Here is a 24,707-nt window from a genome sequence, read left to right as displayed (position 1 = left end):
TCAGCTTTGTTCCACCCGGTTACGGCCCTGGTCCTTGGCCCGGTAGAGCGCCGCGTCGGCACGCTTGAGCACCTGATCGCCGCGCTCGCCAGCGCGGAATGTGCTCAGGCCGATTGACGTGGTGATGACCACGCGCTCGCCTTTGAAGTGGAACGGGCAGGCCTCGATCGCGGCGCGCAGTCCTTCGGCAACCTGGGCTGCGGCCGCAGGTGAGGTCTGCGGCAGCAACACGACGAACTCTTCACCGCCGAAACGAGCGATGAAATCCCGCGCCCGCAGGCGTTTGCGCAGCTGGTCGGCGACAATCTTCAGCACCTTGTCGCCGGCCAGGTGGCCATATCCATCGTTGATGCGCTTGAAGTGGTCCAGGTCGAGAATCGCCATCGCCAGGTGGCCGCCATGTTCCTGCCAGTCGAGCATCTCGCGCTCGACCTGCTCGCTCCAGGCGGCGCGATTGGGCAGGCCGGTCAGCGGGTCGATCAGGGCTTTCTGCCGCTGTTCTTCCAGATGCTCGCGATAGCCCAAAGCTTCTTGCTCCATGCTCGCGACACGTTCAGCCAGGCCTTGCAGACGCCCGGCCAGCTCCTGTTCGCGGCGGTCGCGCTCCTGCTGGTGGTCGTCCATCGTGACCAACAGGCCTTCCAGGCGGTTTTCCAGAATGTGCTTGAGGCTGTCCACATCGACCGCGCCCTGCACGCTGCTCTGCAGGCCGTCCACCTGCTCGCGCAACTGGCTGTCCAACTCGCGGGCGGCGGAACTGTTGTCGGCATGGCCGGCACTGGCCTCGTGCAGATGGCTCTGGAAGCTTTCCAGACGTTCATTGAGCTGCTGTAAGTAGGTTTCGAACTCGTGCTGGCCACTGTCGGTGATGGCAAGCATGAGCACAGCCAGGTCATCGAGCACCGGTATCAGTTCGTACCAGTTCAGCCCGCGCGCCACCCGCTCGCGCATCGCCATTGCCTGCGCCTTGTGGCGCTCGGGCAGGCTGAGGTCATCAAGCAGGCCGATCAGTGTCTGCTCAATGTGCGCCGCAACTTGGCTGTAGGGCGGCTCGACGGCGTCCGGGAGGGAATAGGGGCCGTCTTCGCCAAAGGCTTCCTCAAGGTTCGCCAACGCTTGAGTTTCGGCTGTCGGGGCCTCAGGCAGCGTTGGCGATAGTGCGATTGGCTCCGCTTCCGAGCCAGGCGCCTGTACCTCTGGCTCAGGCTCGGCTTTCGCGGGTGGCTCCACAACCGCCGGCTCGGGCGCAGGCAGGGCAGTTTCATCCGACGCAGGACCAGCAAGCGGGCTTAACTCATCGACATCTCGGGGCGGCAGGTCCACCAGAACAGGGCCGTCCGGCAAGGGCTTCTGCGCTGTTTCAACCTCTGCGTCGACGGTGATAGGCGCAGGATCGGAATCGCTCGGTTCCTGAGGCTCGCCCTCACGGTTACCGAACAAGCGTTGCAGCAGACCTGGCCTGGCATGTTCATCCGCTTTGCCCAGCGATGACAGTGCACGCCCCTGCAGCCCGCTGAGCTCACCCAGCAACGGGGGCAGTTCGCGCGACTGGCTGACACCGCTATCGAGTTTCTTTGCCAGCTTCTTCAGCGGGCGGGAAACCTCACCGGGCAGCGGCAGGCCTTGTAGCTGGGTCACCAGCGCGGTCAGTGCATCGCTGACCTGGTTCATGCGCGTTTCGCGGCGCTGCTCGGAGTCGAGCACAGCCTTTTCCAGGCGCGGGATCAGCCCGGCGAGGCCGGCGTCCATGTTGTCGGTCCGGATGACCTCGCGCATTTCCTTCATGCATTGGTCGACGACCTTGTCGCTGCCTTCTGCGGCAAGGGAACTGCGCACCAGGCCTCGACGCAGCAAGTCGAGGCGCGCTGCCCAGCGACGCTCGAGCTTTTCCTGCTGCTCGATGCTTTTCAGGTACTTTTCTTTCCAGCGCTCGGCTTCTTCGGTCATGCCTGGATCCGCGACGGGTGATGCATCTGTGGGACGTGAGTAAACGCTGTCGGCGCGCACCTCGAACACTTGAGGGTGCAAGAGGCGTTAGCTGATCTAGCGCAAGACCGGCAGCGTATCCACAGTCAGTGCATCAGGCAATCGGATCTCTACAGCGACCGGAAGGTGGTCGGAAATCGGCTGCGCCAGCACCTCGACCCGCTCCAGGGTCAGGCTCGAGCTGAGCAAGATATGGTCCAGGCAGCGCTGGGGGCGCCAGCTGGGGAACGTCGCTTCGACCTGAGGGGCGATCAGGCCCAGGTCGCGCAGGGGGGAGTGGTCAAGCAGGTCGGTCGCATGGGTGTTCATGTCGCCCATGAGCACCTGATGGCGGTACCCACCGATCAGCTCACGGATATAGGCCAGTTGCCGGGCACGGGTCTTGGCACCCAATGCCAGGTGCATCATGACCACGATCAGCGCGTCTTCACCTTCGCCGAAACGTACCAGGATCGCACCGCGGCCGGCGGGGCCGGGCAGGGGGTGATCCTCGAGAAGTTGTGGCTTGAGGCGGCTGAGCACACCGTTGCTGTGCTGGGCGAAGCGCCCCAGGTTGCGGTTGAGCTGCTGGTACCAGTAGGGGAATGCGCCCAGGTGGGCGAGGTGTTCCACCTGGTTGACGTAGCCAGAACGCAGGCTGCCGCCATCGGCTTCCTGCAGGGCTACCAGGTCGAAGTCGCTGAGCAGGTCGCCAATCTTCTGCAGGTTGCCTGCGCGCCCAATGTGCGGCAGCAGGTGCTGCCAGCTGCGGGTCAGGTAATGGCGGTAGCGCTCGGTGCTGATGCCGACCTGGATATTGAAGCTGAGCAGCCGCAGGCGACCATCCTCAGGCAGGCCAGGGGCCTGCAGGTGATGCTCGTTGACCTGCGGCTGGTGCAGGCCAATGCCACGCGCGGATCGGAAACGGCGCATGGGGTTCGCCGCTTACTTAGCGGCGCGCTCCTTGGCGATCAGTTGGTCGGCTACGTTCAGCACGCCGTCCGGGCCACCGGCGGTGCCCAGGTCGAAGCGGTACTTGCCGTTGACCACCATGCTCGGTACGCCGGTGACTTCATACTTTTTGGCCAGTTCCTTGGCCTGGATGACCTGGCCTTTGATGGCGAACGAATTGAAGGTAGCGAGGAACTTGTCCTTGTCGACGCCTTGGGTGGCGAGGAAATCGGCCATTTCGTCAGGTTTGATCAAGCGCTTGTGCTGGTTCTGGATGGCATCGAAGACGGCTGCGTGAACGCTGTGCTCAACGCCCATGGCTTCGAGGGTCAGGAACATCTGGCCGTGGGCATCCCACGGGCCGCCGAACATGGCGGGTACGCGTTTGAAGTTGACGTCCTCAGGCAGTTTATCCACCCATGGGTTGATGGTCGGCTCGAAATGGTAGCAGTGAGGGCAGCCGTACCAGAACAGCTCGACCACTTCGATCTTGCCGGGTTTGGATACCGCAACAGGGTTGCTCAGCTCGATGTATTCCTTGCCGGCAGTGGCAGGCTCCGCGGCCTGGGCGGCAGTCATACCGAATACGCTGGCAGCGACCAGCGCAGCGCTGAGAATCAGTTTACGCATGCTTTACTCCTGAGCAGTCATTGGTCGCCTCGACGCGACCTGTGTTTCAGACAGGTCGGGAAGGGCCCGAGTTCTGTAGTGTACCGGCTGCGGACAGAAAAAAGGGCGGTCCGCGCCGCCCTTTCATCATTACCGACGATGCATTAACCGAATGTTAATGCAGGCCCTGGATGTAGCTCGACAGCGCCTGAATGTCATGGTTGCTCAGCTTGCTGGAGATGCTGCGCATGATGGCCGCATCGCCATCGTTGGTGCGGTCGCCTTCCCGGAAGTCGGTGAGCTGCTTGGCCACGTACTGCGAATGCTGGCCGCCCAGGTGCGGGAAGCCGGCAAGGGCGATCCCTGCGCCGTTGGGCGAATGGCAACCGATGCAGGCCGGCATGCCCTTGGACAGGTCACCGCCGTTGAATAGCGCGCGGCCTCGCTCGACCAGTTTGGGATCGGCGGCCCCCACGCTGCCTTTCTGGCTGGAGAAGTAGGCGGCAATGTCGGCCAGGTCCTGGTCGCTGAAATTGGCCAGCATGCCGGTCATTTCCAGCACGGTTCGCTTGCCCGACTTGATGTCGTGCAGCTGTTTCTCCAGGTAGCGCTGGCCCTGGCCGGCCAGTTTCGGGAAGTTCGGCGCCAGGCTGTTGCCGTCGGGGTTGTGGCAGGCCCCACAAACGGCCGTTTTGGCCTGGCCGGCGGCGGCATCGCCTTTGATGGGGTCAGCAGCAGTGGCTGCACCGGCGACACCCATGGTCAACAGCAGACTCACGACTAGTTTGTTCATCAGCTAATCCAACACGGCTAAGGGTGAAATGTTATGTATCGGGACTGCCGCTCATCCAAAGGATGACCAAACGGTAGTCCTCGGCACTGCAGTCCATGCACAATCCACGCGGCGGCATAGCCTTGAAACCCTGGGTAACATGCGTCTGGAGTACCTCCATGCCTTTCGCCAGCCTTGGCTCCCACGCTGCCCGGTCACCCCGTTTGGGTGCCTGTGGCAACTGCCCGGCGTGACAGGCCGCACATGTGCGGTTGTACAACGCCTCGGGATCCTGTGTAGCCTGTGCGCTGAAAAACGGCAGGAACATACCGACAGCAAGCAGCCATTTCGCCATGCGGAACGACCTGACAGGGTTGGGGGACGCGCTGCGTTCTGATGCGCGAGCTATTGTTCGACACCCCATGCCCGTTCTCCTTCGCTGGGAGAATGAGCACACAAAAACTGGGGCATTATATACTTCCGCCATCCAAACGGAAACGACACCGCTTGCCGGCCTAGGCTTTGGCAACACCCACATCGGATATCCCATGCAAGTCAAGAACCCCATCCTCGGCCTCTGCCAGAAAGCCAAATTCGCCCTCAGCGCAGCCAAGGTCGAACAATGCCCAGACGACCAGGGTTACGAGGTGGCTTTCGCCGGCCGTTCCAACGCCGGCAAATCCAGCGCCCTCAATACCCTGACTCATGCCAGCCTGGCGCGTACTTCGAAAACTCCAGGGCGCACCCAGCTGTTGAATTTCTTCAGTCTGGACGATGAACGGCGTTTGGTCGACCTGCCGGGCTACGGATATGCAAAAGTCCCGATTCCGCTCAAGCAGCACTGGCAGCGTCACCTGGAAGCCTACCTGGGCAGCCGCGAGTGCCTGCGCGGTGTAATCCTCATGATGGACGTGCGCCATCCGATGACCGACTTCGACAAGATGATGCTCGACTGGGCCAAGGCCAGCGGCATGCCGATGCACATCCTGTTGACCAAGGCCGACAAGCTGACCCACGGCGCGGGCAAGAACACCCTGCTCAAGGTGCAGTCGGAAATTCGCAAGGGCTGGGGTGATGGCGTGACCATCCAGTTGTTCTCTGCACCCAAGCGGCTGGGGTTGGAAGAGGCCTACAAGGTACTGGCCGACTGGATGGAGCTGGAAGACAAGCCGGTGGCCTGAAGCAAGTTGGCTCCCACGGGTGCGCAATCTGACCCTGTGGGAGCCGGCTTGCCGGCGATTGGGCCATGAGCACCAGCCCATGAATTCCAGGCAAAAAAAACCCCGGACTTCGTATGGGGAGGGGGAAGTTCGGGGTTCAAGTCCGGACCGCTAGGGCGGGGTCCGGGTATCTGCCAACACTTAACACAACATAGGAGCATCGAAAGGCTTCACCAGCCATTCAGTTACTCTGAGTCCCGCTTCACCACTTTAGTTCCGAAGCCCTGAAAACTATTTGCGATAGTTTCATGAAACTCCCGAACTAATGGCATCGAGCCATGCCAGGATCCGCGTCATCTCGCCGCAGATCCTACACAGCTTTCCAAGCTCAATCAGTGAGCTTCGTCCCAATTTGCGCCAATACCTACTTCGACCAGCAGCGGCACATCCAGTTGCGCGGCGCTGCTCATGTGCCCGCGAATTTCATCTTTCACCTGATCGACCAGATCTTCACGCACCTCTAGCACGAGTTCATCGTGCACCTGGAGGATGACACGCGCATCCAGGCCGCTCTGGCTGAGCCAGTTGTCGACGTTGACCATGGCCCGCTTGATGATGTCGGCCGCGGTCCCCTGCATCGGCGCGTTGATCGCCGTACGCTCGGCACCTTTGCGCAGCGCAGGGTTCTTGGCGTTGATGTCTGGCAGGTACAGGCGACGGCCGAACAGGGTTTCGACGAATCCTTGTTCGGCAGCCTGGGCGCGGGTGCGCTCCATGTAGGCCAGTACACCCGGGTAGCGTGCGAAGTAGCGGTCGATGTAATCCTGGGACTGCTTGCGGTCGACGCCTATCTGCTTGGCCAGGCCGAAGGCGCTCATGCCGTAGATCAGCCCGAAGTTGATGGCCTTGGCACTGCGACGCTGGTCGGTGGTGACCGCCTCCAGGGCGACGCCGAAGACTTCGGCAGCAGTGGCGCGGTGCACATCCAGGTTATTGCGGAAGGCATGCAGCAGGCCTTCATCCTTGGCCAGGTGCGCCATGATGCGCAGCTCGATCTGCGAATAGTCCGCCGCCAGCAACGTGTAGCCCGGGCTGGCAACGAAGGCCTGGCGGATGCGTCGGCCTTCGGCGGTACGGATCGGAATGTTCTGCAAGTTCGGGTCGCTCGACGACAGGCGCCCGGTGGCGGCCACCGCCTGCTGGTACGAGGTGTGGATACGCCCGGTACGCGGGTTGATCTGCCCCGGCAGCTTGTCGGTGTAGGTGCTCTTGAGCTTGCTCAGGCTGCGGTACTGCATCAGTACCTCAGGCAGCGGGTAGCCTTGTTCGGCCAGCTCGTCGAGCACGGCTTCGGCAGTGGATGGCTGGCCCTTGGCAGTCTTGCTCAATACCGGCATGCCCAGCTTGTCGTAGAGGATCGAGCCCAACTGCTTGGGCGAACCCAGGTTGAATTCCTCACCGGCCAGGGCATAAGCGCGCTGTTCCAGCTCCGCCATCTTCACCCCCAGCTCACCGCTCTGCACTTGCAGCAGTGCGGCATCGACCAGCGCACCCTGGCGCTCGATCTTGGCCAGTACCGGCACCAGCGGCATCTCGATGTCCATCAGTACCGGCTGCACGCTCGGGGTCTTGGCCAGGCGCACTTGCAGGGCCTGGTGCAGGCGCAGGGTGATGTCGGCGTCCTCGGCGGCATAGGGGCCGGCCTTATCCAGGTCGATCTGGTTGAAGGTGAGCTGCTTGGCGCCCTTGCCAGCGATATCCTCGAAGGCAATGGTGGTGTGGTCGAGGTACTTCTGCGCCAGGCTGTCCATGTCGTGGCGGGTGGCGGTGGAATTGAGCACGTAGGATTCGAGCATCGTGTCGTAGGCGACGCCACGCATCTCGATGGCCGGCGTGCCATTGGCCAGGATGTTGATGTCGTACTTGGCGTTCTGCCCGACCTTGGCCTTGGCCGGGTCTTCCAGCAATGGCTTCAGGGCCAGCAATACGGCCTCGCGGTCCAGTTGAACAGGTGCGCCTTCATAGTCATGGGCCAGCGGAACGTAGGCTGCTTCATGCGCTTGGACCGCGAACGACAGGCCGACCAGTTGGGCCTGTTGCGCATCGAGGCTGGTGGTTTCGGTATCGAACGCGAACAGCGGCGCCTGGCGCAGTTTTTCGACCCAAGCGTCGAAGCGGGCCTGGTCAAGGATGGTCTCGTACTTCGGCTCTACCTTGGCCGCAGGCTCCTCGACCTGAGCGATGTCATCGCCGGCCTTGGCCGCTTCGCGCTGGATGTCAGCGATCCAGCTCTTGAATTCCATCTCGGTGTACAACGCCAGCAGGGCTTCGCGGTCCGGCTCGCCGCACAGCAGCGCGTCCACTTCGACATCCAGCGGCACATCGACCTTGATGGTCGCCAGCTCATAGGACAGGAACGCCGCGTCGCGGTGCTCTTCCAACTTGGCGGGCAGGGTCTTGGCGCCACGGATGGCCAGGGCCGGTACCTTGTCCAGGTTGGCGTACAGGTCGCTGAGACCACCGCCGATACCAGTCAACAGGCCAACGGCCGTCTTCTCGCCAACGCCAGGTACACCGGGTATGTTGTCGACCTTGTCGCCCATCAGGGCGAGGAAATCGATGATGTGCTCCGGGCCGACACCGAACTTCTCGTGCACGCCGGCCACGTCCAGCACGCTGCCGGTCATGGTGTTGACCAGGGTAATGTGGCCGTCCACCAACTGCGCCATGTCCTTGTCACCGGTCGAGATGATCACCGGCCGGCCCAGGGCCGCGCTGCTGCGCGCCAGGGTACCGATCACGTCGTCAGCCTCCACACCTTCGACGCACAGCAGCGGGTAACCCAGTGCCTTGACGCTGGCGTGCAGCGGCTCGACCTGAACGCGCAAGTCGTCTGGCATGCTCGGGCGGTTGGCCTTGTATTCAGCGAACATGGCATCGCGGAAGGTGCCACCCTTGGCGTCGAACACCACGGCAAACGGGCTGTCCGGGTACTGTTTGCGCAGGCTCTTGAGCATGTTCAGCACACCCTTGACCGCGCCGGTGGGCATGCCCTTGGAAGTGGTCAGCGGCGGCAGTGCGTGGAAAGCGCGGTAGAGGTAGGAGGAACCGTCCACCAGGACGAGGGGCGCTTGGCTCATGAGCAGAATCAACCTTTTCGGCGGGTCCGGAGCTAGAATAGCCGGATCAATGACGACAAAGGGACAAGGTTATCATGCGTACACTCAATCGCCTGTTACTGCTCGGCCTGTTGGCAACCATGCCAGTCGTCACCCTGGCGGCGGAAGACGCCCCCTCGGCAGATCCCGAGGTGACCATTCGCACGGAAGGCGATAAAACCATCCAGGAATACCGGCAGAACGGCTTCCTGTATGCGATCAAGATCACGCCGAAAAACGGCAAGCCTTACTTTCTGGTACGCGCTGATGGCTCTGATGGCAATTTCATTCGTTCCGACCAGCCGGACATGCTGATCCCGTCCTGGAAGATCTTCGAGTGGTAATCTGACGCGTATCGTTCACATCAACCCGGCACTTCCCGGCGGAAGTGCCCGTATGGGCATTTTTTCATCATGTCAGTCTTCACCCCCGTGACCCGGCCTGAGCTGGAAACCTTTCTGGCGCCGTACGAGCTGGGCCGTCTGCTCGACTTCCAGGGCATTGCCGCCGGCACCGAGAACAGCAATTTCTTCGTCAGCCTCGAACAGGGGGAGTTCGTCCTGACACTGATCGAACGCGGCCCTAGCGAAGACATGCCGTTCTTCATCGAGCTGCTCGACACCCTGCACGCCGCCGACATGCCGGTGCCCTATGCCGTGCGTGACCGCGACGGTAACGGCCTGCGCGAGCTGTGCGGCAAGCCTGCCCTGCTGCAGCCGCGGCTGTCGGGCAAGCACATCAAGGCGCCGAACGCCCAGCACTGCGCCCAGGTCGGCGAACTGCTGGCGCACATTCACTTGGCTACCCGTGACCATGTCATCGAACGCAAGACTGACCGTGGCCTGGACTGGATGCTGGCCTCCGGCGCCGAGCTGATGCCACGCCTCACCGCCGAACAGGTGGCGCTGCTGCAGCCAGCACTGGACGAGATCACCGCGCACAAGACGCAGATCCTGGCCTTGCCGCGTGCCAACCTGCATGCCGACCTGTTCCGTGACAACGTGATGTTCGAAGGCACTCACCTGACCGGTGTGATCGACTTCTACAATGCCTGCTCCGGGCCGATGCTCTATGACATCGCCATCACCGTGAACGACTGGTGCCTGGATGATCACGGTGCGATCGATGTGCCACGCGCCCAGGCGCTGCTGGCGGCCTACGCGGCGCTGCGGCCATTCACCGCAGCCGAGGCCGAGCTGTGGCCGGAAATGTTGCGGGTCGGGTGCGTGCGTTTCTGGCTGTCGCGCTTGATCGCGGCCGAATCGTTTGCCGGGATGGATGTGATGATCCATGACCCGAGCGAGTTCGAGGTGCGCTTGGCGCAGCGTCAGCAAGTGGCGTTGCACTTGCCGTTCGCGCTCTGACCGCAGAGGCCCCATCGCCGGCAAGCCGGCTCCTACAGACAGTGGGGTACCTGTGGGAGCCGGCTTGCCGGCGATAGGGCCAGCCCAGCCATCACAACTGCTCCAGGCACCCCACCAGGTCACTGCCCAGCTTCTCCAGCAAGCGTTCGTACCCCTTGGCATCCACCGGGTCGCTACCCCCCAGGGCATCCAGCTCGGCCAACCGCACCGGCAACCCCGCCGTCAGCGTCTCCGCCAACCGCGGCCGCAGCGGCGGCTCGCTGAACACACAGGTCTTGCCCACTTCCTGCAGGCGCTTGCGCATGGCGGCTACATGCTGCGCCCCCGGCTGCACCTCCGAGGCCACACTGAACACACCGGTGTGCTTCAGCCCATAGGCCGACTCGAAGTAGTCGAACGCCTCGTGGAAGACGAAGTAGGGCTTGTCGGCGATACCCGCCACACGCGCCTTGATGCGTGCATCCAGTCCATCCAGACGCTCGCTGAATGCCTTCAGGTTGCTCTGGTAGCGCGCCGCATTGGCCGGGTCCGCCGCCGCCAGGTCCGCCGCCATCTTCGCCGCGATGACCCGCGCATTGGCCGACGACAGCCACAGGTGCGCGTCCAGGCTACCCGGGCGGTGATCGTGGTCATGCTCGTCGTGGTCGTCTTCCTCGTGGGAGTGACTGTCCTCTGCGAAGTGACGCAACTGCAGCCCCTGCAACGACTGCACGGCGACCGTGGGCTTGCTGCGGCTGCCTAGCACCCGCGGCAGGAAGTTCTCCATGTCGGGGCCGATCCAGTACAGCAGGTCGGCATCACCCACCCGCCGCACATCGGACGGGCGCAGGGCATAGTGGTGTGGCGAGGCACCGGGAGGCAGCAGCACGTCAGGGCTGCCCACGCCGTCCTGTACGGCAGCAGCAATTTGCTGCAGAGGCTTGATACTGGTGAGCACGCGTACATCGGCCTGGGCCGAGCAGGCGATGAAAGCGACAAAAAGCACTAGGAATCGGGACACGGTGAATACTCGAGTCGTCAGAAACAGGTAACATAATAACGTCTCCATCCAGAACCGTCGCTGCCCATGTCCATCACGCCGCTGGCTCACCGTCCCCACGACCACTCCCATTGCGTGCACAGCGCGTTGGCCGAAGCCGACACCCTGTGCGCGCGCCAAGGCCTGCGCCTTACCGCACTGCGCCGCCGCGTGCTGGAACTGGTTTGGCAGAGCCACAAGCCGCTGGGCGCCTACGATATCCTCGCCGTGCTCAGCGAGCAGGATGGCCGCCGCGCCGCGCCGCCTACCGTGTACCGTGCCCTGGACTTTCTCCTGGAAAACGGCCTGGTGCACCGCATCGCCTCGCTCAACGCCTTCATTGGTTGCAGCCACCCGGAACACGCCCACCATGGCCAGTTCCTGATCTGCCGCGTGTGCCACGTGGCCATCGAGCTTGAGCAGGACAGCATCAGCGACGCCATCGTCAACAGCGCCAAGGGCGTGGGCTTCACTGTCGAGACGCAGACGGTGGAAATCGTCGGCCTGTGCGGCAACTGCCGGGGGGCGGCATGAGCGACGCCCTGATCCGGCTCGAGCAGGTCGGCGTCAACTTCGGCGGCGAGGCGGTGCTCGACAGCATCGACCTGTCGGTAGCGCCCGGCCAAATCGTGACACTGATCGGCCCCAACGGCGCCGGCAAGACCACGCTGGTGCGCGCCGTGCTCGGTTTGCTCAAGCCACACCGCGGTAAGGTGTGGCGCAAACCGAAGCTGCGCATCGGCTACATGCCTCAGAAGATCCAGGTAGATGCCACGCTGCCGCTTTCGGTGCTGCGCTTCCTCCGTCTGGTACCCGGTGTAGACCGCGCGGCAGCCCTCTCGGCACTACAGGAAGTCGGCGCCGAGCAGGTGATCGACAGCCCGATCCAGACCATATCCGGTGGCGAGATGCAGCGCGTGCTGCTGGCCCGGGCGCTGCTGCGCGAACCGCAGCTGCTGGTGCTGGACGAGCCCGTGCAGGGCGTCGACGTGGTCGGCCAGACCGAGCTGTACAACCTCATTACCCGCCTGCGCGACCGCCACGGGTGTGGCGTGCTGATGGTTTCGCACGACCTGCATCTGGTGATGAGCGCCACCGACCAGGTGGTCTGCCTCAACCGCCACGTGTGTTGCTCGGGCCACCCCGAGCAGGTCAGCAACGACCCGGCCTTCGTCGAGCTGTTCGGCCAGAACGCCCCGAGCCTGGCCATCTATCACCACCACCACGATCACAGCCACGACCTGCACGGTTCGGTGGTTGCCCCTGGCCCCCATGTTCACGGAGAGCACTGCAAGCATGGCTGATTTTCTTCTCTACGCCTTGCTTGCGGGCCTTTCACTGGCGCTGGTAGCGGGCCCGCTGGGCTCCTTCGTGGTGTGGCGGCGCATGGCCTATTTTGGCGATACCCTGTCCCACGCCGCCTTGCTCGGCGTGGCCCTCGGCTTCGTGCTGGATGTTAGCCCGGCGCTGGCGGTCACCGTCGGCTGTCTGCTGCTGGCCATACTCCTAGTCACTCTGCAGCAGCGCCAGCCGCTGGCCTCGGACACCTTGCTCGGTATCCTCGCGCCAAGCACCCTGTCGCTGGGCCTGGTGGTACTGAGCTTCATGAAGGACGTGCGCATCGACCTCATGGCCTACCTGTTCGGTGACCTGCTGGCTATCAGCCCTGGTGACCTGGGCTGGATCCTCGGCGGCAGTGCGCTGGTGTTGCTGCTGCTGGCAGCATTGTGGCGGCCGCTACTGGCGATCACCGTGCACGAAGAGCTGGCCATGGTCGAAGGCTTGCCCGTGGCCGCCCTGCGCATGGCGTTGATGCTACTGATTGCCGTGGTCATCGCGGTGGCCATGAAGATTGTCGGCGTATTGTTGATCACTTCGCTGTTGATCATTCCGGCCGCTGCGGCGCAGCGCCACGCTCGCTCGCCCGAGCAGATGGCGCTGGGCGCCAGCCTGCTCGGCGTGACTGCCGTTTGCAGTGGCCTGGCCATGTCCTGGTTCAAGGACACCCCTGCCGGCCCATCGATCGTGGTCTGCGCGGCAGTGCTATTCTTGCTGAGCCTGGCCCTGCCAAAACGCTGAAAAGTGGGGTACGCAGCGGCGTGCCCTGCAACCTTTTCACGGGTAAAGGGTCTGTAAGACCTGTTTTCGAGCGTGCGCACCTGGGTGTAGACTTGCTCGCTTTTTGCGCAAATAGAGAGTCGCAGGAATGAAGCCGTTCGCATCCCGTTATCTGCTTGTTGCCGCGTTTTCCCTGTTCCTGGCCGCGTGTTCCAGCGCGCCGGTCGAGCAGGCCGATGCACCTGCCCAAGCCGATGCCTGGCAGCAGCTGCAACAAAATATCGCCAGCAATGAGCTGGCTACCGCCGAAGACCAGCTGGCCGCCTTGCAGGCCCAGTCGCCCGATGACGCGCGCCTGGAGCAATACCAGCGCCAATTGGCCGAGGCCTACCTCAAACGCAGTCAGATCGTGTTGCAAAAGGGCGATGTCAACGCCGCCGCGACCGCGCTGGCCCGTGCCCGTGCGCTGATGCCGCAGGCGCCGGCCGTCACGGGCGGTGACGCCGTGACCCAGGCGCGCAAGGCTGAACTGGAGAAAGCCGAAGCGGCCTTGAAAGCTGCCGAGGCCAAGCCCAAGGCGCGGGTGATCGACCCGACTGCACCGAGCACGGTGATTGCGCTGAAGACCACGGACATTGCCGCCATGCGCCGCCAGCTCGATGAAATTGCCAAGGACGTGGTGAATTACCAGTGCGAGGTGGTGTTCCAGGTGCCGCGTACCGATGACGCACCTTGGTTGAAGAACCTGCTGGAGAAGCGGGTGCACAAGATCGACAGTGGTTTCGAGCTGAAACAGAAGCACGAGATTCAGCGCAAGATGCCGGCGCAGGTGGTACTGGTTCCGCATCAGCAGTGATGTTCAAAGCCCCATCGCCGGAAGCCGGCTCCCACAGGGAGCCCCACAGGCCCTCAAACCTGTGGTGACCCTGTGGGAGCCGACTTGCCGGCGATGAAGACGACACCGATCAGGCAGGAACCCCCTCCGCAGCCGCTTCCCGCTCCCAGACCCGATGCCCTTCCACGGCTTTGACAAAGGCATCCACCGTCTTCTGGTCATCTCCCAGCAGCAACCCCTTGTCCTCCTTCAACCCCAAGCTACTCAGCAATGCCTTGGCCTCCTTGGCCAGCGCCATCGCCTTCAGATGCTTGTAGCCCTCGAGCAGGAAGTGCTTGGCCACGCCACTGGCACCCAGCGCATCGAACGAACCTTTCCCCCCGGGACGACGAACCCGTCAAACATGATCGATGGCATGCCTTCGACCGAGGCATCCACCTTCAGCGGCTTGCCATCAGCCGTCTTCACCGGTGCCGAAGTCGGCCCCAGCAGCATCGGCCGGGCACTGTGCGCTTCGAGCGCCTTGACCAACTTGTCCACACTCGCAGCATCCACACCATCAGCCACCAGCACGGCGATCTTGCGCCCCTTGATGCCCACATCCCCGGGATGGTTCATCTGGCTCAAGGCCTTGGATTGCGCGGGTTTGCTACCTTTCACCTGGACCGTGCCCTGCTTGGGCGCCGGTAACCCGAGGTTGCTTGCCACTGCCGCTGCCAGCTTCAGGTCGATGTTGGCCAGGATCTCGTTCACCTCACGGATGCGGATCTCCTCGCGCTCCACCTTGCCCAGTTCGAAACTGTAGGCCTTGATGATGTGCTGCTGTTCGGTCGGGCTCATGCTCTGGAAGAACAGCCGCGCCTGGGAGAAGTGATCGCCGAACGACTCACTGCGCTGGCGGATCTTATGTGCCTCGATGCGCTCTTGATAACTCTCGAAGCCACCATCCTGCGCGGCGGGTGGCGTCTCCCTGGGCCAGCCACCGTCGATCGAGTTGGGTTCGTAGGACGCTCGGCCCTTGTCGATGGTCATGCGGTGCATGGCATCGCGCTGGCTGCTGTGGTTCGGCGCCACGGGCCGGTTGATCGGGATTTCGTGGAAATTCGGCCCACCCAGCCGGCTGATCTGCGTGTCGGTGTAGGAGAACAGCCGCCCTTGCAGCAGCGGGTCGTTGCTGAAGTCGATGCCCGGCACGATATGCCCGGGGCAGAAGGCCACCTGCTCGGTTTCGGCGAAGAAGTTGTCCGGGTTACGGTTGAGCACCATTTTGCCCAGCGGCGTCACCGGGACCAGCTCTTCAGGAATCAGCTTGGTGGGGTCGAGCAGGTCGAAATCGAACTTGTGCTCGTCGGCCTCAGGGACGATTTGCACGCCGAGCTCCCATTCCGGGTAGTCGCCGGTCTCGATCGCGTCCCACAGGTCACGGCGGTGGTAGTCGGTGTCCTTGCCGGCCAGCTTCTGGGCTTCGTCCCACAGCACCGAATGCACGCCCTGACGAGGCTTCCAGTGGAACTTGACGAAGCTGGCCACGCCTTCGGCATTGATCATGCGGAAAGTGTGCACGCCGAAACCTTCCATCATCCGCAGGCTACGCGGGATGGCCCGGTCGGACATGGCCCAGATGACCATGTGCGCCGACTCCGGCACCAGCGATACGAAGTCCCAGAACGTATCGTGTGCCGAGCCGCCTGTGGGCATCTCGTTGTGCGGTTCGGGCTTTACCGCGTGCACGAAGTCGGGAAACTTGATCGCATCCTGGATGAAGAACACCGGCATGTTGTTGCCTACCAGGTCGAAATTGCCTTCATCGGTGTAAAACTTCACGGCAAAGCCACGCACATCGCGCACTGTGTCACCCGAGCCACGCGGCCCCTGCACAGTGGAAAAACGCACGAATACCGGGGTGATCTTTTCTGGGTCTTGCAGGAAACCGGCCTTGGTCAGCTCAGCATGGTTGCCGTAGCTCTGGAAATAGCCATGGGCCCCGGTACCACGGGCGTGAACGATGCGTTCAGGGATGCGCTCGTGGTCGAAGTGGGTGATCTTCTCGCGCATGATGAAGTCTTCGAGCAACGATGGCCCGCGTGCCCCAGCCTTGAGGCTGTTCTGATTGTCGGCAACCTTTACCCCCTGGTTGGTACGCAAGGCCTGGCCAGTGGCATCGCTGCGAAAGGTTTCCAGGCTCTGCAACTTGGCGTTGGTGTTGGCCCGGTCAGGGGTCTGGGTGCCAGCCTCGCTGTGCTTGGGCGCGTCCGTTTTCTTGCTGGGCATGGTCGGCTCTCCTCGTCAGTCTTCAGGCGGTGCCCATTCGGGCTTGTCTAGTAGTGACTGGAGGGCCTTTGGCTACGTTCAATTAGCTTTACCGGTTGTCGCGTTATGCCGGATGGATTGGTCCATTACGAAATAAATGCTAAGAACAACTATGGGAAAAGGCTAAAATGCGCCACCCCAGCTAACCGCTGACCCCAAATTCCATGCGCCCCACAAGGTTCGCTACGTGATCGAGTTCCAACATGTACACAAGACCTACCGCGTCGCCGGTAGGGAAATCCCCGCACTGAACCCGACCAGCCTGACCATCGAAGACGGCCAGGTGTTCGGCCTGATCGGCCATTCCGGCGCGGGCAAAAGCACCCTGCTGCGCCTGATCAACCGCCTGGAAGAGCCTTCCGGCGGCAAGATCATTGTCGACGGCGAAGACGTCACCGCGTTCAACGCCAATCAGCTGCGCGGCTTCCGCCAGCAGGTGGGCATGATCTTCCAGCACTTCAACCTGCTGGCCTCCAAGACTGTCGCCGACAACGTCGCCCTGCCGCTGACCCTGGCCGGTGAGTTGTCGCGCAGCGAAATCGACAAGCGCGTCAGCGAACTGCTCGCCCGCGTCGGCCTGCAGGACCACGCCAGGAAGTATCCGGCGCAGCTGTCCGGCGGCCAGAAGCAGCGCGTCGGCATCGCCCGTGCCCTGTCCACCAACCCGAAAATCCTGCTGTGCGACGAGGCCACCAGTGCCCTCGACCCGCAGACCACGGCGTCGGTGCTGCAACTGCTGGCGGAGATCAACCGTGAGCTGAAACTGACCATCGTGCTGATCACCCATGAAATGGACGTGATTCGCCGGGTCTGCGACCGCGTGGCAGTGATGGATGCCGGGCAGATTGTCGAGCAGGGCTCGGTAGCGGAGGTGTTCCTGCACCCGCAACACCCGACCACCAAGCGCTTCGTCCAGGAAGACGAGCAGGTCGACGAAAGCGAACAGCGCGACGACTTCGCCCACGTACCGGGCCGCATCATTCGCCTGACCTTCCAGGGCGACGCCACCTATGCGCCGCTGCTGGGCACCGTGGCCCGCGAAACCGGTGTGGACTACAGCATCCTCGCCGGGCGTATCGACCGTATCAAGGATGTGCCCTATGGGCAGCTGACCCTGGCCGTCACTGGCGGCGACATGGAAGCGGCGTTCGACCGCTTCAAGGCAGCTGACGTACATATGGAGGTACTGCGTTGATGGATGCCCTGAATTTCTTTGCCAACGTCGACTGGGCCGAAATCTGGCTGGCCACCATCGACACCATGATCATGCTGTTCGGCTCGCTGTTCTTCACCGTGCTGCTGGGCCTGCCGCTGGGCGTGCTGCTGTTCCTCTGCGGCCCACGCCAGATGTTCGAGCAGAAGGGCGTGTACGCGCTGCTGTCGCTGGTGGTCAACATCCTGCGCTCGCTGCCGTTCATCATCCTGCTGATCGTGATGATCCCGATCACCGTACTGATCACCGGCACCTCGCTGGGCGTGGCCGGCGCCATTCCGCCGCTGGTGGTAGGTGCCACGCCGTTCTTCGCACGCCTGGTGGAAACCGCCCTGCGTGAAGTGGACCGCGGCATCATCGAGGCCACCCAGTCGATGGGTGCCACCACCCGCCAGATCATCACCAACGCACTGCTGCCAGAGGCCCGGCCGGGCATCTTTGCCGCCATCACCGTCACCGCCATCACTCTGGTGTCGTACACCGCAATGGCCGGTGTGGTCGGCGCCGGCGGCCTGGGCGACCTGGCCATCCGCTTCGGCTACCAGCGCTTCCAGACCGACGTCATGGTGGTCACCGTGGTGTTGTTGCTGGTACTGGTTCAAGTCCTGCAGAGCGTGGGCGACAAACTGGTGGTGCATTTTTCCCGTAAGTAACCCCAATGGGGTCGGCCCGGCCGACCCGTTCGGGGGCCGTCGCGGCCCTCACAAGGAGTGATTCATGAAGAAGCTGCTTGCTGTTGCTGCCGCCGTTGCGGCCTTCTCGGTCCATGCCGGTGACCTCACCGTTGCCGCCACCCCGGTGCCGCACGCCGAGATCCTGAACTTCGTCAAACCTCAGCTGGAAAAGGAAGGTGTAAACCTCAAGGTGAAGGAATTCACCGACTACATCCAGCCGAACGTGCAAGTGGCCGAAAAGCGCCTGGACGCCAACTTCTTCCAGCACCAGCCGTACCTGGATGAGTTCAACAAGGCCAAGCACACCCAGCTGGTCAGCGTGACCGGCGTGCACATCGAGCCGCTGGGCGTTTACTCCTCCAAGCTCAAGAAGCTCGACGAGCTGCCTTCGGGCGCTACCGTGGTCATTCCCAATGACGCCACCAACGGCGGCCGTGCCCTGCTGCTGCTGGACAAGGAGGGCGTGATCAAGCTCAAGGACAACAGCAAGATCCTGTCGACCGTGAAGGATGTTGTCGAAAACCCGAAGAACGTGAAATTCCGCGAGCTGGAAGCAGCCACCATCCCGCGCGTGCTGACCCAGGTCGATGCCGCCCTGATCAACACCAACTACGCGCTGGAAGCCAAGCTGAACCCGGAGAAGGACGCGCTGGCCATCGAAGGCAGCGACTCGCCTTACGTGAACATCCTGGTTGCCCGCCCGGACAACAAGGACTCGGAAGACATGAAGAAACTGGCGGCTGCGCTGCACTCGCCTGAGGTGAAGCAGTTCATCAACGAGAAGTACAAAGGCGCAGTGGTTCCGGCGTTCTAAGTCTTAGTAATTCGTTGCCCCCAATCGCCGGCAAGCCGGCTCCCACAGGTACAGCGCGAGCCTCTGGCTATGCGCGCTCTCTGTGGGAGCCGGCTTGCCGGCGATGCTTTTGGGCACGACATCAATCCCGCTTGACCAGCCCCGGCAGCTGCGCCACCAGCTTCTGGTTGTTGAACGGCGCACGAATGAACCCACGCTGACGCCCATCTGGCCCGACGATGGCCAGGTTGCCGCTGTGATCCACGGTATACCCCGGCTTGCTGGTATCCGCCGGAATGAACGGAATGCTCAAGGCATTGGCGAGCTTCTGGGTATCCTCGATCGACCCCGCCACCCCCACGAAATCCTTGTCGAAGTAGCCCAGGTACTGCTTGAGCTGGTTAGGCGTATCGCGGTTCGGATCCACGCTCACCAGCACCACCTGCAAGCGGTCCACAGCCTCTTTGGGCAGCTCGCTCTTCACCTGGCGCAACTGGGCCAGGGTGGTCGGGCAGATGTCCGGGCAGTAGGTATAGCCGAAGAACAGCAGCGACCATTTACCCTTGAGATCGTCCAGCTTCACCGGCTGGCCGTCCTGGTTGGTCATGGTCACATCGGCCACCGTGCGGCTTTGGGGGAGCAGGATGATACCGGCATCGATCAGCTCGGCAGGGTTTGGCTGGTTACGGCCATTGAGTACCTTGTTGACGGTCAGGCCCATGATCAGCGCGACCACGGCAACGAGGATGAAGACGGTTTTCTGGGTTCGGGTCATAAGCTCAGCAACAGGTAGTGGTCAACGAGCAACGCGATGAACAGCGCGAACAGGTAGCCGATAGAGTACTTGAAGGTGCCGATCGCCGCGTGCGGCCGGCTGCCACGGTACAACACCCAGGCCCAATGCAGGAAGCGCAGGCCCAGTGCGAGGGCACAGGCCAGGTACAGCGGGCCGCTCATGTGGATGGCATAGGGCAGCAGGGTCACCGCCAGCAGAATCAGGCTGTAGAGCAGGATGTGCAGTTTGGTGTAGCGCTCGCCGTGGGTCACCGGCAGCATCGGGATATCGGCCTTGGCGTACTCCGCCTTGCGGTGGATGGCCAGGGCCCAGAAGTGCGGGGGCGTCCAGGCGAAGATGATCAACACCAGCAACAACGGCTCGGCACTGATGTGGCCACTTACCGCCACCCAGCCAAGCAGGGGCGGCGCCGCGCCGGCCAGGCCGCCGATGACGATGTTCTGCGGTGTGGCGCGCTTGAGAAAGCCGGTGTAGAGCACTGCATAACCGAGCAGCGAGGCCAGGGTGAGCCAGGCGGTAAGGGCATTGGTGAACACCATCAGCAAGGTCATGCCCAGCAGCGACAGAGCCAAGGCGAACAGCAGTGCCGGCAGCGGCTCGACACGGCCCTCGGCCAAGGGGCGCTTGTGGGTGCGCGCCATCAGCGCATCGATGCGCCGGTCCACCACATGATTGACCACTGCCGCGCCGCCCGCGCACAGGCCGATCCCGAGGTTGCCGTACAACAGCACGCTCCAGCTGACGCCCGCGCGCGTTGCCAGCAACATCCCCACCAGCGAGGTGATCAGCATCAGCACCACGACCTTGGGCTTGGTCAGCTCGAGGTAATCGCGCCAGCCCGCACGTTGCGCACTCAGAAGCGTCGCCACGAGCCATTCCTCATGTGTTGGGAGATGGCCACGCCAGCGACAGGCCGAAGGCGCCAGCCCTGGCCGATGCCGACGCGCACCTTGTCGACCACGCGGATGCGGTAGTTGACCAGCACCATGCTCAACAGAAGCAGCGCACCCCCTGCGTTGTGCGCCACGGCCACGGCCAACGGCAGGTGCAACAGCACGTTGCTGATGCCCAGCCCCACCTGCACCGCCAGGGCACACAGCACCAGCCGCGAAAGGCCTGGCAGGCCACAGCGGTGCAGCTTCCAACTGAGCATCAGCAGCACGGTGGTGACTATCAACGCGCCCAGGCGGTGGCTGATATGGATGGCTGTGCGCGCGTCGCTGTCCAGTTGCCCGCCCAGGTAGTTGGGGCCGACGTGCTGGGTCAGGTGAAAGCCGTTGCTGAAGTCTGCCGCCGGCCACCACTGGCCATGACAGGTGGGCAGGTCGATGCAGGCAACGGCCGCGTAGTTGGCGCTGACCCAACCGCCCAGGGCGATCTGGCCGATCACCACCAGCAGTGCCAGGGCTGCTATTCGCCGCAAGCTCAAGGGCAGTTTCGGCAAAGGCGCAAAGGCCCGGGATAGACGTAGCGATAGCAGGAACAAGAGGCTCAGGGTGGTGAAGCCGCCGAGCAGGTGGGCGGTCACCACCTGCGGCCACAGCTTCAGCGTCACCGTCCACATGCCGAAAGCCGCCTGGGCCAGTACCACCCCCAGCAACAGCACCGGCAGTCGATATGGCTGGCCTTCACGGGCATGGCGCCGCAACGCCTGGAAGGCCAGCAGGGCGATCACCACGGCAAGCGTGCCGGCGAAGTAGCGATGGACCATCTCGGCCCAGCCCTTGGCTTCTTCCACCGGGTGCTCGGGGAAGTGCAATTCGGCATGGGCCAGCTGGGCGTCGGTCTTGGGTACGCTGATGAAGCCATAGCAACCCGGCCAGTCGGGGCAGCCAAGGCCAGCGTGGGTCAGGCGGGTGTAGGCCCCGAGCAAGACGACCAGCAGGGCCAGCAGGGTGGCGAACACAGCGAGGCGAAATCCAGGTCTGGCCATGACAGGCTCCTAGCCGATGTTGGACAGCTTGAGCAGGTGGCGCAGGTCGTCCAGCACATGCTTGCCGTTGACCTTGGCGTCGTAGCGCAGCACCAGGTTGCCGTGCGGGTCGACAATCCACAGCTGCGGGCCAGGCTCGCCGACCTTTTGCTCATATCGCTGGGCATCCAGGGTGTAGCGCTGCAACTGCGGATACTCACGCCCCAGCAGCGCCTGGTAATCCGCACTCAATGGCTGGGCAGCCGCCAGGGCATGGCTGGCACGGCTTGCATCACGGCCCAGGCCGACCTGGATCTGCCGGGCCAGGTACACCAGTTGCTGGCAGTCCTCGGCGCAGGTTGCAGGTGCGCTGACCAGCAATTGCCAGCGCGCATCCTCGCCAGCAATGCCGATATCGGCCCGGGTCTGACCGTTACCGATCATCGCACCGTGATAGCTGCGACCGTCCGGCACCCAGAACTTGAGCTTGTACATGCTGGTGGCCAGGATCATCGGGCCGAGCACCACCAGCAGGATCAAGATCAGCTGCAAGCGCCCGCGGGCCTTGGGTTTGCGACGTTCAGGCACTTCCAGTGGAGTGGTGGCGGCGGCCATGGTGATTCTCCTTTTTCCTGTTGTGCCAGCCGAAGTAGAGGTAGAGCAGCACCAGCGCCGTGGCCAGGGCGAACCACTGCACGGCATAGCCCAGGTGTTTCTCCGGGCCCAAGGCAACTACCGGCCAGTCCAGGCGATAGCTGGCCGGGCCAGGTTCCAGGCGAAGTTCATGGGCAAAACCTTCGCGGCCCAGCTGTTGCCATAGCTGTTCAGGGTGGATGGCCGTCAGCAGGTGCGGCCACTGCCCGCCCTCCGGGTCGGGCCGTAGCTGGAAGGTACGGCCGGGCTCCACGTACACCGAGGCATCCAGGGCCAGTGCCTGGGCCGGGGTGTCGAAATGCACCGGCACGCGGCGGTCCGGCCATGCCAGCCAGCCGCGGTTGATCAGCAGCCACAAGCCGCTCGGCTGATCGTGGAAGGGTTGCAGCAGCTCGACACCGGCCTGGCCGTCACGCATGCGGTTGTCCAGCAGTAGGCTGTGCTCGGCATCGAAGCGGCCGTAGAGGTGGACCCGGCGAAAGGCTGTGTCGTCACCTTGCAGCAGCATGGAGGTGGCCAGCGGCGCATCAGCATTGCGCTGGGCATAGGTATCCAGAAGTGCGCGCTTTTCTTCGGCCCGGCCGAGTTGCCAGCAGCCCAGTGCAATCAACCCCGGCAGCAGCGCAAGCACCACCAGGGTTGGTATCCAGCCGGGGCGAAAAGGCCTCATCGGAGGCTCGCCAGGTCAAACGCTATACTTATCCACATCTCTGCATCTCCCTGGAGTTGTCGCCATGCTCAAGGCCGCGATTGTCCTGATGCTGTTGGCCACGGTTGCCAGCCTGTTCAGTGGCCTGGTGTTTCTGGTCAAGGACGATGAAAACTCGACCCGCCTACTCAAGGCATTGACCGTGCGGGTCACCCTGGCCAGCCTGACCATCGGGCTGGTGGCATATGGGTTCATCAGTGGCCAGCTTGTATCTCATGCTCCCTTCTGACTCTGTACCGGCCTCATCGCCGGCAAGCCGGCTCCCACAAAGGCGATAGGGCCCTAGAGCACATATACAAAGATGAACAGCCCCACCCACACCACATCGACGAAGTGCCAGTACCAGCTTGCCGCTTCGAAGCCGAAGTGTTTCTCAGGGTTGAAATGCCCGCGCAGGATGCGCACGAACATGACGATCAGGATGATGGTGCCCAGCGTCACGTGGGCACCGTGGAAGCCGGTGAGCATGAAGAAGGTCGCGCCATAGATCCCCGAACCCAGAGTCAGCCCCAGCTTGGTGTAGGCCTCGTGGTACTCGTAGGCCTGCAGGATGATGAAGCTGATACCCAGCACAATGGTCAGCGCCATCCACAGCTTCAAGGCACCGCGATGGTCACGCCGCAGGGCATGGTGGGCGATGGTGATGGTCACGCTCGAACTGACCAGCAGGATGGTGTTGATCAGCGGCAGGTGCCAGGGGTCGATGACTTCCTTGGGCGGCGGGAACAGTTTCGGGTCTGGGGTGTGCAGCAACGGCCAGGTGAACTCGAAGCTGGGCCAGAGCATGTGCGCGACCCCCTTGGCACCCTCGCCACCGAGCCACGGCCCGGCCAGCACGCGCACATAGAACAGCGCGCCGAAAAAGGCCATGAAGAACATCACTTCGGAAAAGATGAACCAGCTCATGCCCCAGCGGAACGATCGATCCAGCTGCGGGCTATAGAGCCCAGCACGGCTTTCCCGGACCACCGAGCCGAACCAGCCGAACAGCATATAGGCCAGGAACAGCGCGCCGACGAAGAAGATAAGCGGCCCGTGGGAGTCGGGGTGGCCCGCCTTGAGGTCATTGAACCAGGTGCCCAGGCCGAACACCGTGATGAACATGCCGATGGTGGCGATGATCGGCCACTTGCTCTGCGCCGGAACATAGTAGTGCTCATGACTTGCCATTGCTGTTCTCCTTCCCTTAACGGGCGCCCTGGACGTCCTGCGCCGCGATGTGGGCGACCGGCGGGTGGCGAGCGGTGATGTCGAACAAGGTGTAGGCCAGTGTCAGGTGCTTCACGCTGGCCGGCAGGTCGCGGTCGACGATGAAGCGCACCGGCATCTCGATGCGTTCGCCGGGCTGCAGCACCTGCTGGGTAAAGCAGAAGCACTCGGTCTTGTGAAAGTACGCTGCCGCCTCGGCCGGGGTGATGCTGGGGATGGCCTGGGCGCTCATGGGCCGGTCGGTCGGGTTGTGGGCGATGAAGATCATCTGATTGACCGCACCCGGGTTGACCTCGAGCTGGTCGGCGGTGGAGTAGAAGTCCCAGACCATGTCGCTGGCATTGGTCGACATGAACTGCACCCGCACCGAACGCGTGATGTCGCTGACCTGGCTGCCCTCGTACTGCCCGCCGGTCTTGCCATTGATGCCGAAGGCCTTGCACATCACGTCGTAGATCGGCACCAGGGCGAAGCCGAAGGCGAACATCACTACCGTCAGCATCAGAAGGCGCAGAACCAGACGTTTTAGCGGTTGGCCGTTCATGGG

25 protein-coding genes and 1 pseudogene are annotated in these 24,707 nt (G+C 63.0%); 11 read left to right on the top strand and 15 right to left on the bottom strand.

Going from position 1 to position 24,707, the window contains the following annotated elements; genetic code table 11:
- From KU43P_RS00430 to KU43P_RS00410, 5 genes are all read right to left on the bottom strand, one after another.
- A complete protein-coding gene (locus KU43P_RS00430) occupies nt 1-1,947 on the bottom strand; it encodes a diguanylate cyclase (protein ID WP_317660560.1) in 1,947 nt (648 codons plus the stop codon).
- A 96-nt stretch (nt 1,948-2,043) separates the two neighbouring features.
- A complete protein-coding gene (locus KU43P_RS00425; protein WP_317660559.1) occupies nt 2,044-2,898 on the bottom strand; it encodes an endonuclease/exonuclease/phosphatase family protein in 855 nt (284 codons plus the stop codon).
- 12 nt (nt 2,899-2,910) lie between these two features.
- A complete protein-coding gene (gene dsbA / locus KU43P_RS00420) occupies nt 2,911-3,546 on the bottom strand; it encodes a thiol:disulfide interchange protein DsbA (RefSeq protein WP_317660558.1) in 636 nt (211 codons plus the stop codon).
- 154 nt (nt 3,547-3,700) lie between these two features.
- Complete coding sequence (locus tag KU43P_RS00415; RefSeq protein ID WP_317660557.1) at nt 3,701-4,318, bottom strand: c-type cytochrome; 618 nt, start codon at nt 4,316-4,318, stop codon at nt 3,701-3,703.
- Between the two features lie 31 nt (nt 4,319-4,349).
- Nucleotides 4,350-4,652, bottom strand: coding sequence for a c-type cytochrome (locus KU43P_RS00410; RefSeq protein ID WP_317660556.1), 303 nt, complete (start codon nt 4,650-4,652; stop codon nt 4,350-4,352).
- A gap of 193 nt (nt 4,653-4,845) precedes the next feature.
- Between KU43P_RS00410 and yihA the strand changes: the two genes are divergently transcribed.
- Nucleotides 4,846-5,478, top strand: a complete 633-nt coding sequence (gene yihA, locus KU43P_RS00405; RefSeq protein WP_016394236.1) for a ribosome biogenesis GTP-binding protein YihA/YsxC — start codon at nt 4,846-4,848, stop codon at nt 5,476-5,478.
- A gap of 371 nt (nt 5,479-5,849) precedes the next feature.
- On the opposite strand, the gene polA is transcribed toward yihA, so the two are convergent.
- Complete coding sequence (gene polA / locus KU43P_RS00400; protein WP_317660555.1) at nt 5,850-8,597, bottom strand: DNA polymerase I; 2,748 nt, start codon at nt 8,595-8,597, stop codon at nt 5,850-5,852.
- A gap of 74 nt (nt 8,598-8,671) precedes the next feature.
- Here polA and KU43P_RS00395 point away from each other — a divergent pair, with 74 nt between their 5' ends.
- Nucleotides 8,672-8,959: a DUF2782 domain-containing protein gene (locus KU43P_RS00395; RefSeq protein WP_015268476.1), complete on the top strand. Its 288-nt coding sequence runs from the start codon at nt 8,672-8,674 to the stop codon at nt 8,957-8,959.
- A gap of 69 nt (nt 8,960-9,028) precedes the next feature.
- The gene (locus KU43P_RS00390) at nt 9,029-9,979 is read left to right on the top strand and encodes a homoserine kinase (RefSeq protein ID WP_317660554.1); all 951 of its coding nucleotides are present in this window, start codon (nt 9,029-9,031) and stop codon (nt 9,977-9,979) included.
- A 91-nt stretch (nt 9,980-10,070) separates the two neighbouring features.
- Here the strand turns inward: KU43P_RS00390 and KU43P_RS00385 are convergent, their stop codons facing one another.
- Nucleotides 10,071-11,027: a zinc ABC transporter substrate-binding protein gene (locus KU43P_RS00385; RefSeq protein WP_317660553.1), complete on the bottom strand. Its 957-nt coding sequence runs from the start codon at nt 11,025-11,027 to the stop codon at nt 10,071-10,073.
- Between the two features lie 18 nt (nt 11,028-11,045).
- Here KU43P_RS00385 and zur point away from each other — a divergent pair, with 18 nt between their 5' ends.
- The 4 genes from zur (at nt 11,046) to KU43P_RS00365 (ending at nt 13,911) form a co-directional block, all read left to right on the top strand.
- Complete coding sequence (gene zur / locus KU43P_RS00380) at nt 11,046-11,531, top strand: zinc uptake transcriptional repressor Zur (RefSeq protein ID WP_317660552.1); 486 nt, start codon at nt 11,046-11,048, stop codon at nt 11,529-11,531.
- Nucleotides 11,528-12,301 (top strand): zinc ABC transporter ATP-binding protein ZnuC, encoded by a 774-nt coding sequence (gene znuC, locus KU43P_RS00375; RefSeq protein WP_317660551.1) that lies wholly within the window; start codon nt 11,528-11,530, stop codon nt 12,299-12,301. Before zur ends, znuC begins: the two co-directional genes overlap by 4 nt.
- On the top strand, nt 12,294-13,076 hold the full coding sequence (znuB, locus tag KU43P_RS00370) for a zinc ABC transporter permease subunit ZnuB (protein WP_317660550.1): 783 nt from the start codon (nt 12,294-12,296) through the stop codon (nt 13,074-13,076). The genes znuC and znuB overlap by 8 nt, the downstream gene beginning before the upstream one ends.
- Nucleotides 13,077-13,203: 127 nt before the next feature.
- Nucleotides 13,204-13,911 carry a PA5502 family lipoprotein gene (locus KU43P_RS00365; RefSeq protein WP_317660549.1) on the top strand — a complete coding sequence of 236 codons (708 nt, stop codon included), beginning with the start codon at nt 13,204-13,206 and terminating at the stop codon, nt 13,909-13,911.
- Nucleotides 13,912-14,020: 109 nt separating this feature from the next.
- On the opposite strand, the pseudogene katE reads toward KU43P_RS00365, so the two are convergent.
- Nucleotides 14,021-16,161, bottom strand: a pseudogene (gene katE, locus KU43P_RS00360) (catalase HPII).
- A gap of 226 nt (nt 16,162-16,387) precedes the next feature.
- Here katE and KU43P_RS00355 point away from each other — a divergent pair.
- The 3 genes from KU43P_RS00355 to KU43P_RS00345 all read left to right on the top strand — a co-directional run bounded on the left by KU43P_RS00355 (nt 16,388) and on the right by KU43P_RS00345 (nt 18,901).
- Nucleotides 16,388-17,395, top strand: coding sequence for a methionine ABC transporter ATP-binding protein (locus tag KU43P_RS00355; RefSeq protein WP_317660548.1), 1,008 nt, complete (start codon nt 16,388-16,390; stop codon nt 17,393-17,395).
- A complete protein-coding gene (locus tag KU43P_RS00350; protein ID WP_176515961.1) occupies nt 17,395-18,066 on the top strand; it encodes a methionine ABC transporter permease in 672 nt (223 codons plus the stop codon). Before KU43P_RS00355 ends, KU43P_RS00350 begins: the two co-directional genes overlap by 1 nt.
- A gap of 64 nt (nt 18,067-18,130) precedes the next feature.
- Complete coding sequence (locus tag KU43P_RS00345; protein ID WP_317660547.1) at nt 18,131-18,901, top strand: MetQ/NlpA family ABC transporter substrate-binding protein; 771 nt, start codon at nt 18,131-18,133, stop codon at nt 18,899-18,901.
- A gap of 121 nt (nt 18,902-19,022) precedes the next feature.
- Here KU43P_RS00345 and KU43P_RS00340 read toward each other — a convergent pair whose 3' ends face one another.
- The 5 genes from KU43P_RS00340 to KU43P_RS00320 are packed head-to-tail and all read right to left on the bottom strand — an operon-like array spanning nt 19,023 to nt 22,912.
- Complete coding sequence (locus tag KU43P_RS00340; RefSeq protein ID WP_317660546.1) at nt 19,023-19,655, bottom strand: SCO family protein; 633 nt, start codon at nt 19,653-19,655, stop codon at nt 19,023-19,025.
- On the bottom strand, nt 19,652-20,545 hold the full coding sequence (cyoE, locus tag KU43P_RS00335; protein WP_317660545.1) for a heme o synthase: 894 nt from the start codon (nt 20,543-20,545) through the stop codon (nt 19,652-19,654). Before cyoE ends, KU43P_RS00340 begins: the two co-directional genes overlap by 4 nt.
- Entirely contained in the window at nt 20,530-21,609 is a 1,080-nt protein-coding gene (locus tag KU43P_RS00330) for a COX15/CtaA family protein (RefSeq protein WP_317660544.1), read from the bottom strand. Before KU43P_RS00330 ends, cyoE begins: the two co-directional genes overlap by 16 nt.
- A 9-nt stretch (nt 21,610-21,618) precedes the next feature.
- Nucleotides 21,619-22,203 (bottom strand): hypothetical protein, encoded by a 585-nt coding sequence (locus tag KU43P_RS00325; RefSeq protein ID WP_317660543.1) that lies wholly within the window; start codon nt 22,201-22,203, stop codon nt 21,619-21,621.
- Nucleotides 22,169-22,912 carry an SURF1 family protein gene (locus tag KU43P_RS00320; RefSeq protein ID WP_317660542.1) on the bottom strand — a complete coding sequence of 248 codons (744 nt, stop codon included), beginning with the start codon at nt 22,910-22,912 and terminating at the stop codon, nt 22,169-22,171. Before KU43P_RS00320 ends, KU43P_RS00325 begins: the two co-directional genes overlap by 35 nt.
- Nucleotides 22,913-22,976: 64 nt before the next feature.
- Here KU43P_RS00320 and KU43P_RS00315 point away from each other — a divergent pair, with 64 nt between their 5' ends.
- Nucleotides 22,977-23,180: a twin transmembrane helix small protein gene (locus KU43P_RS00315; protein ID WP_016394254.1), complete on the top strand. Its 204-nt coding sequence runs from the start codon at nt 22,977-22,979 to the stop codon at nt 23,178-23,180.
- Between the two features lie 53 nt (nt 23,181-23,233).
- Here the strand turns inward: KU43P_RS00315 and KU43P_RS00310 are convergent, their stop codons facing one another.
- Both KU43P_RS00310 and KU43P_RS00305 read right to left on the bottom strand, forming a co-directional pair.
- Nucleotides 23,234-24,121: a cytochrome c oxidase subunit 3 gene (locus KU43P_RS00310; protein ID WP_317660541.1), complete on the bottom strand. Its 888-nt coding sequence runs from the start codon at nt 24,119-24,121 to the stop codon at nt 23,234-23,236.
- A 16-nt stretch (nt 24,122-24,137) separates the two neighbouring features.
- On the bottom strand, nt 24,138-24,704 hold the full coding sequence (locus tag KU43P_RS00305; protein ID WP_317660540.1) for a cytochrome c oxidase assembly protein: 567 nt from the start codon (nt 24,702-24,704) through the stop codon (nt 24,138-24,140).
- Nucleotides 24,705-24,707: the final 3 nt, after the last annotated feature.

Origin of the sequence: Pseudomonas sp. KU43P (assembly GCF_033095865.1) — a bacterium.
In the GTDB taxonomy this organism is placed as follows: Bacteria; Pseudomonadota; Gammaproteobacteria; order Pseudomonadales; family Pseudomonadaceae; genus Aquipseudomonas.
The sequence above is the reverse complement of the archived record's forward strand: the minus strand, read 5'-3'. Positions and strand labels throughout refer to the sequence as shown.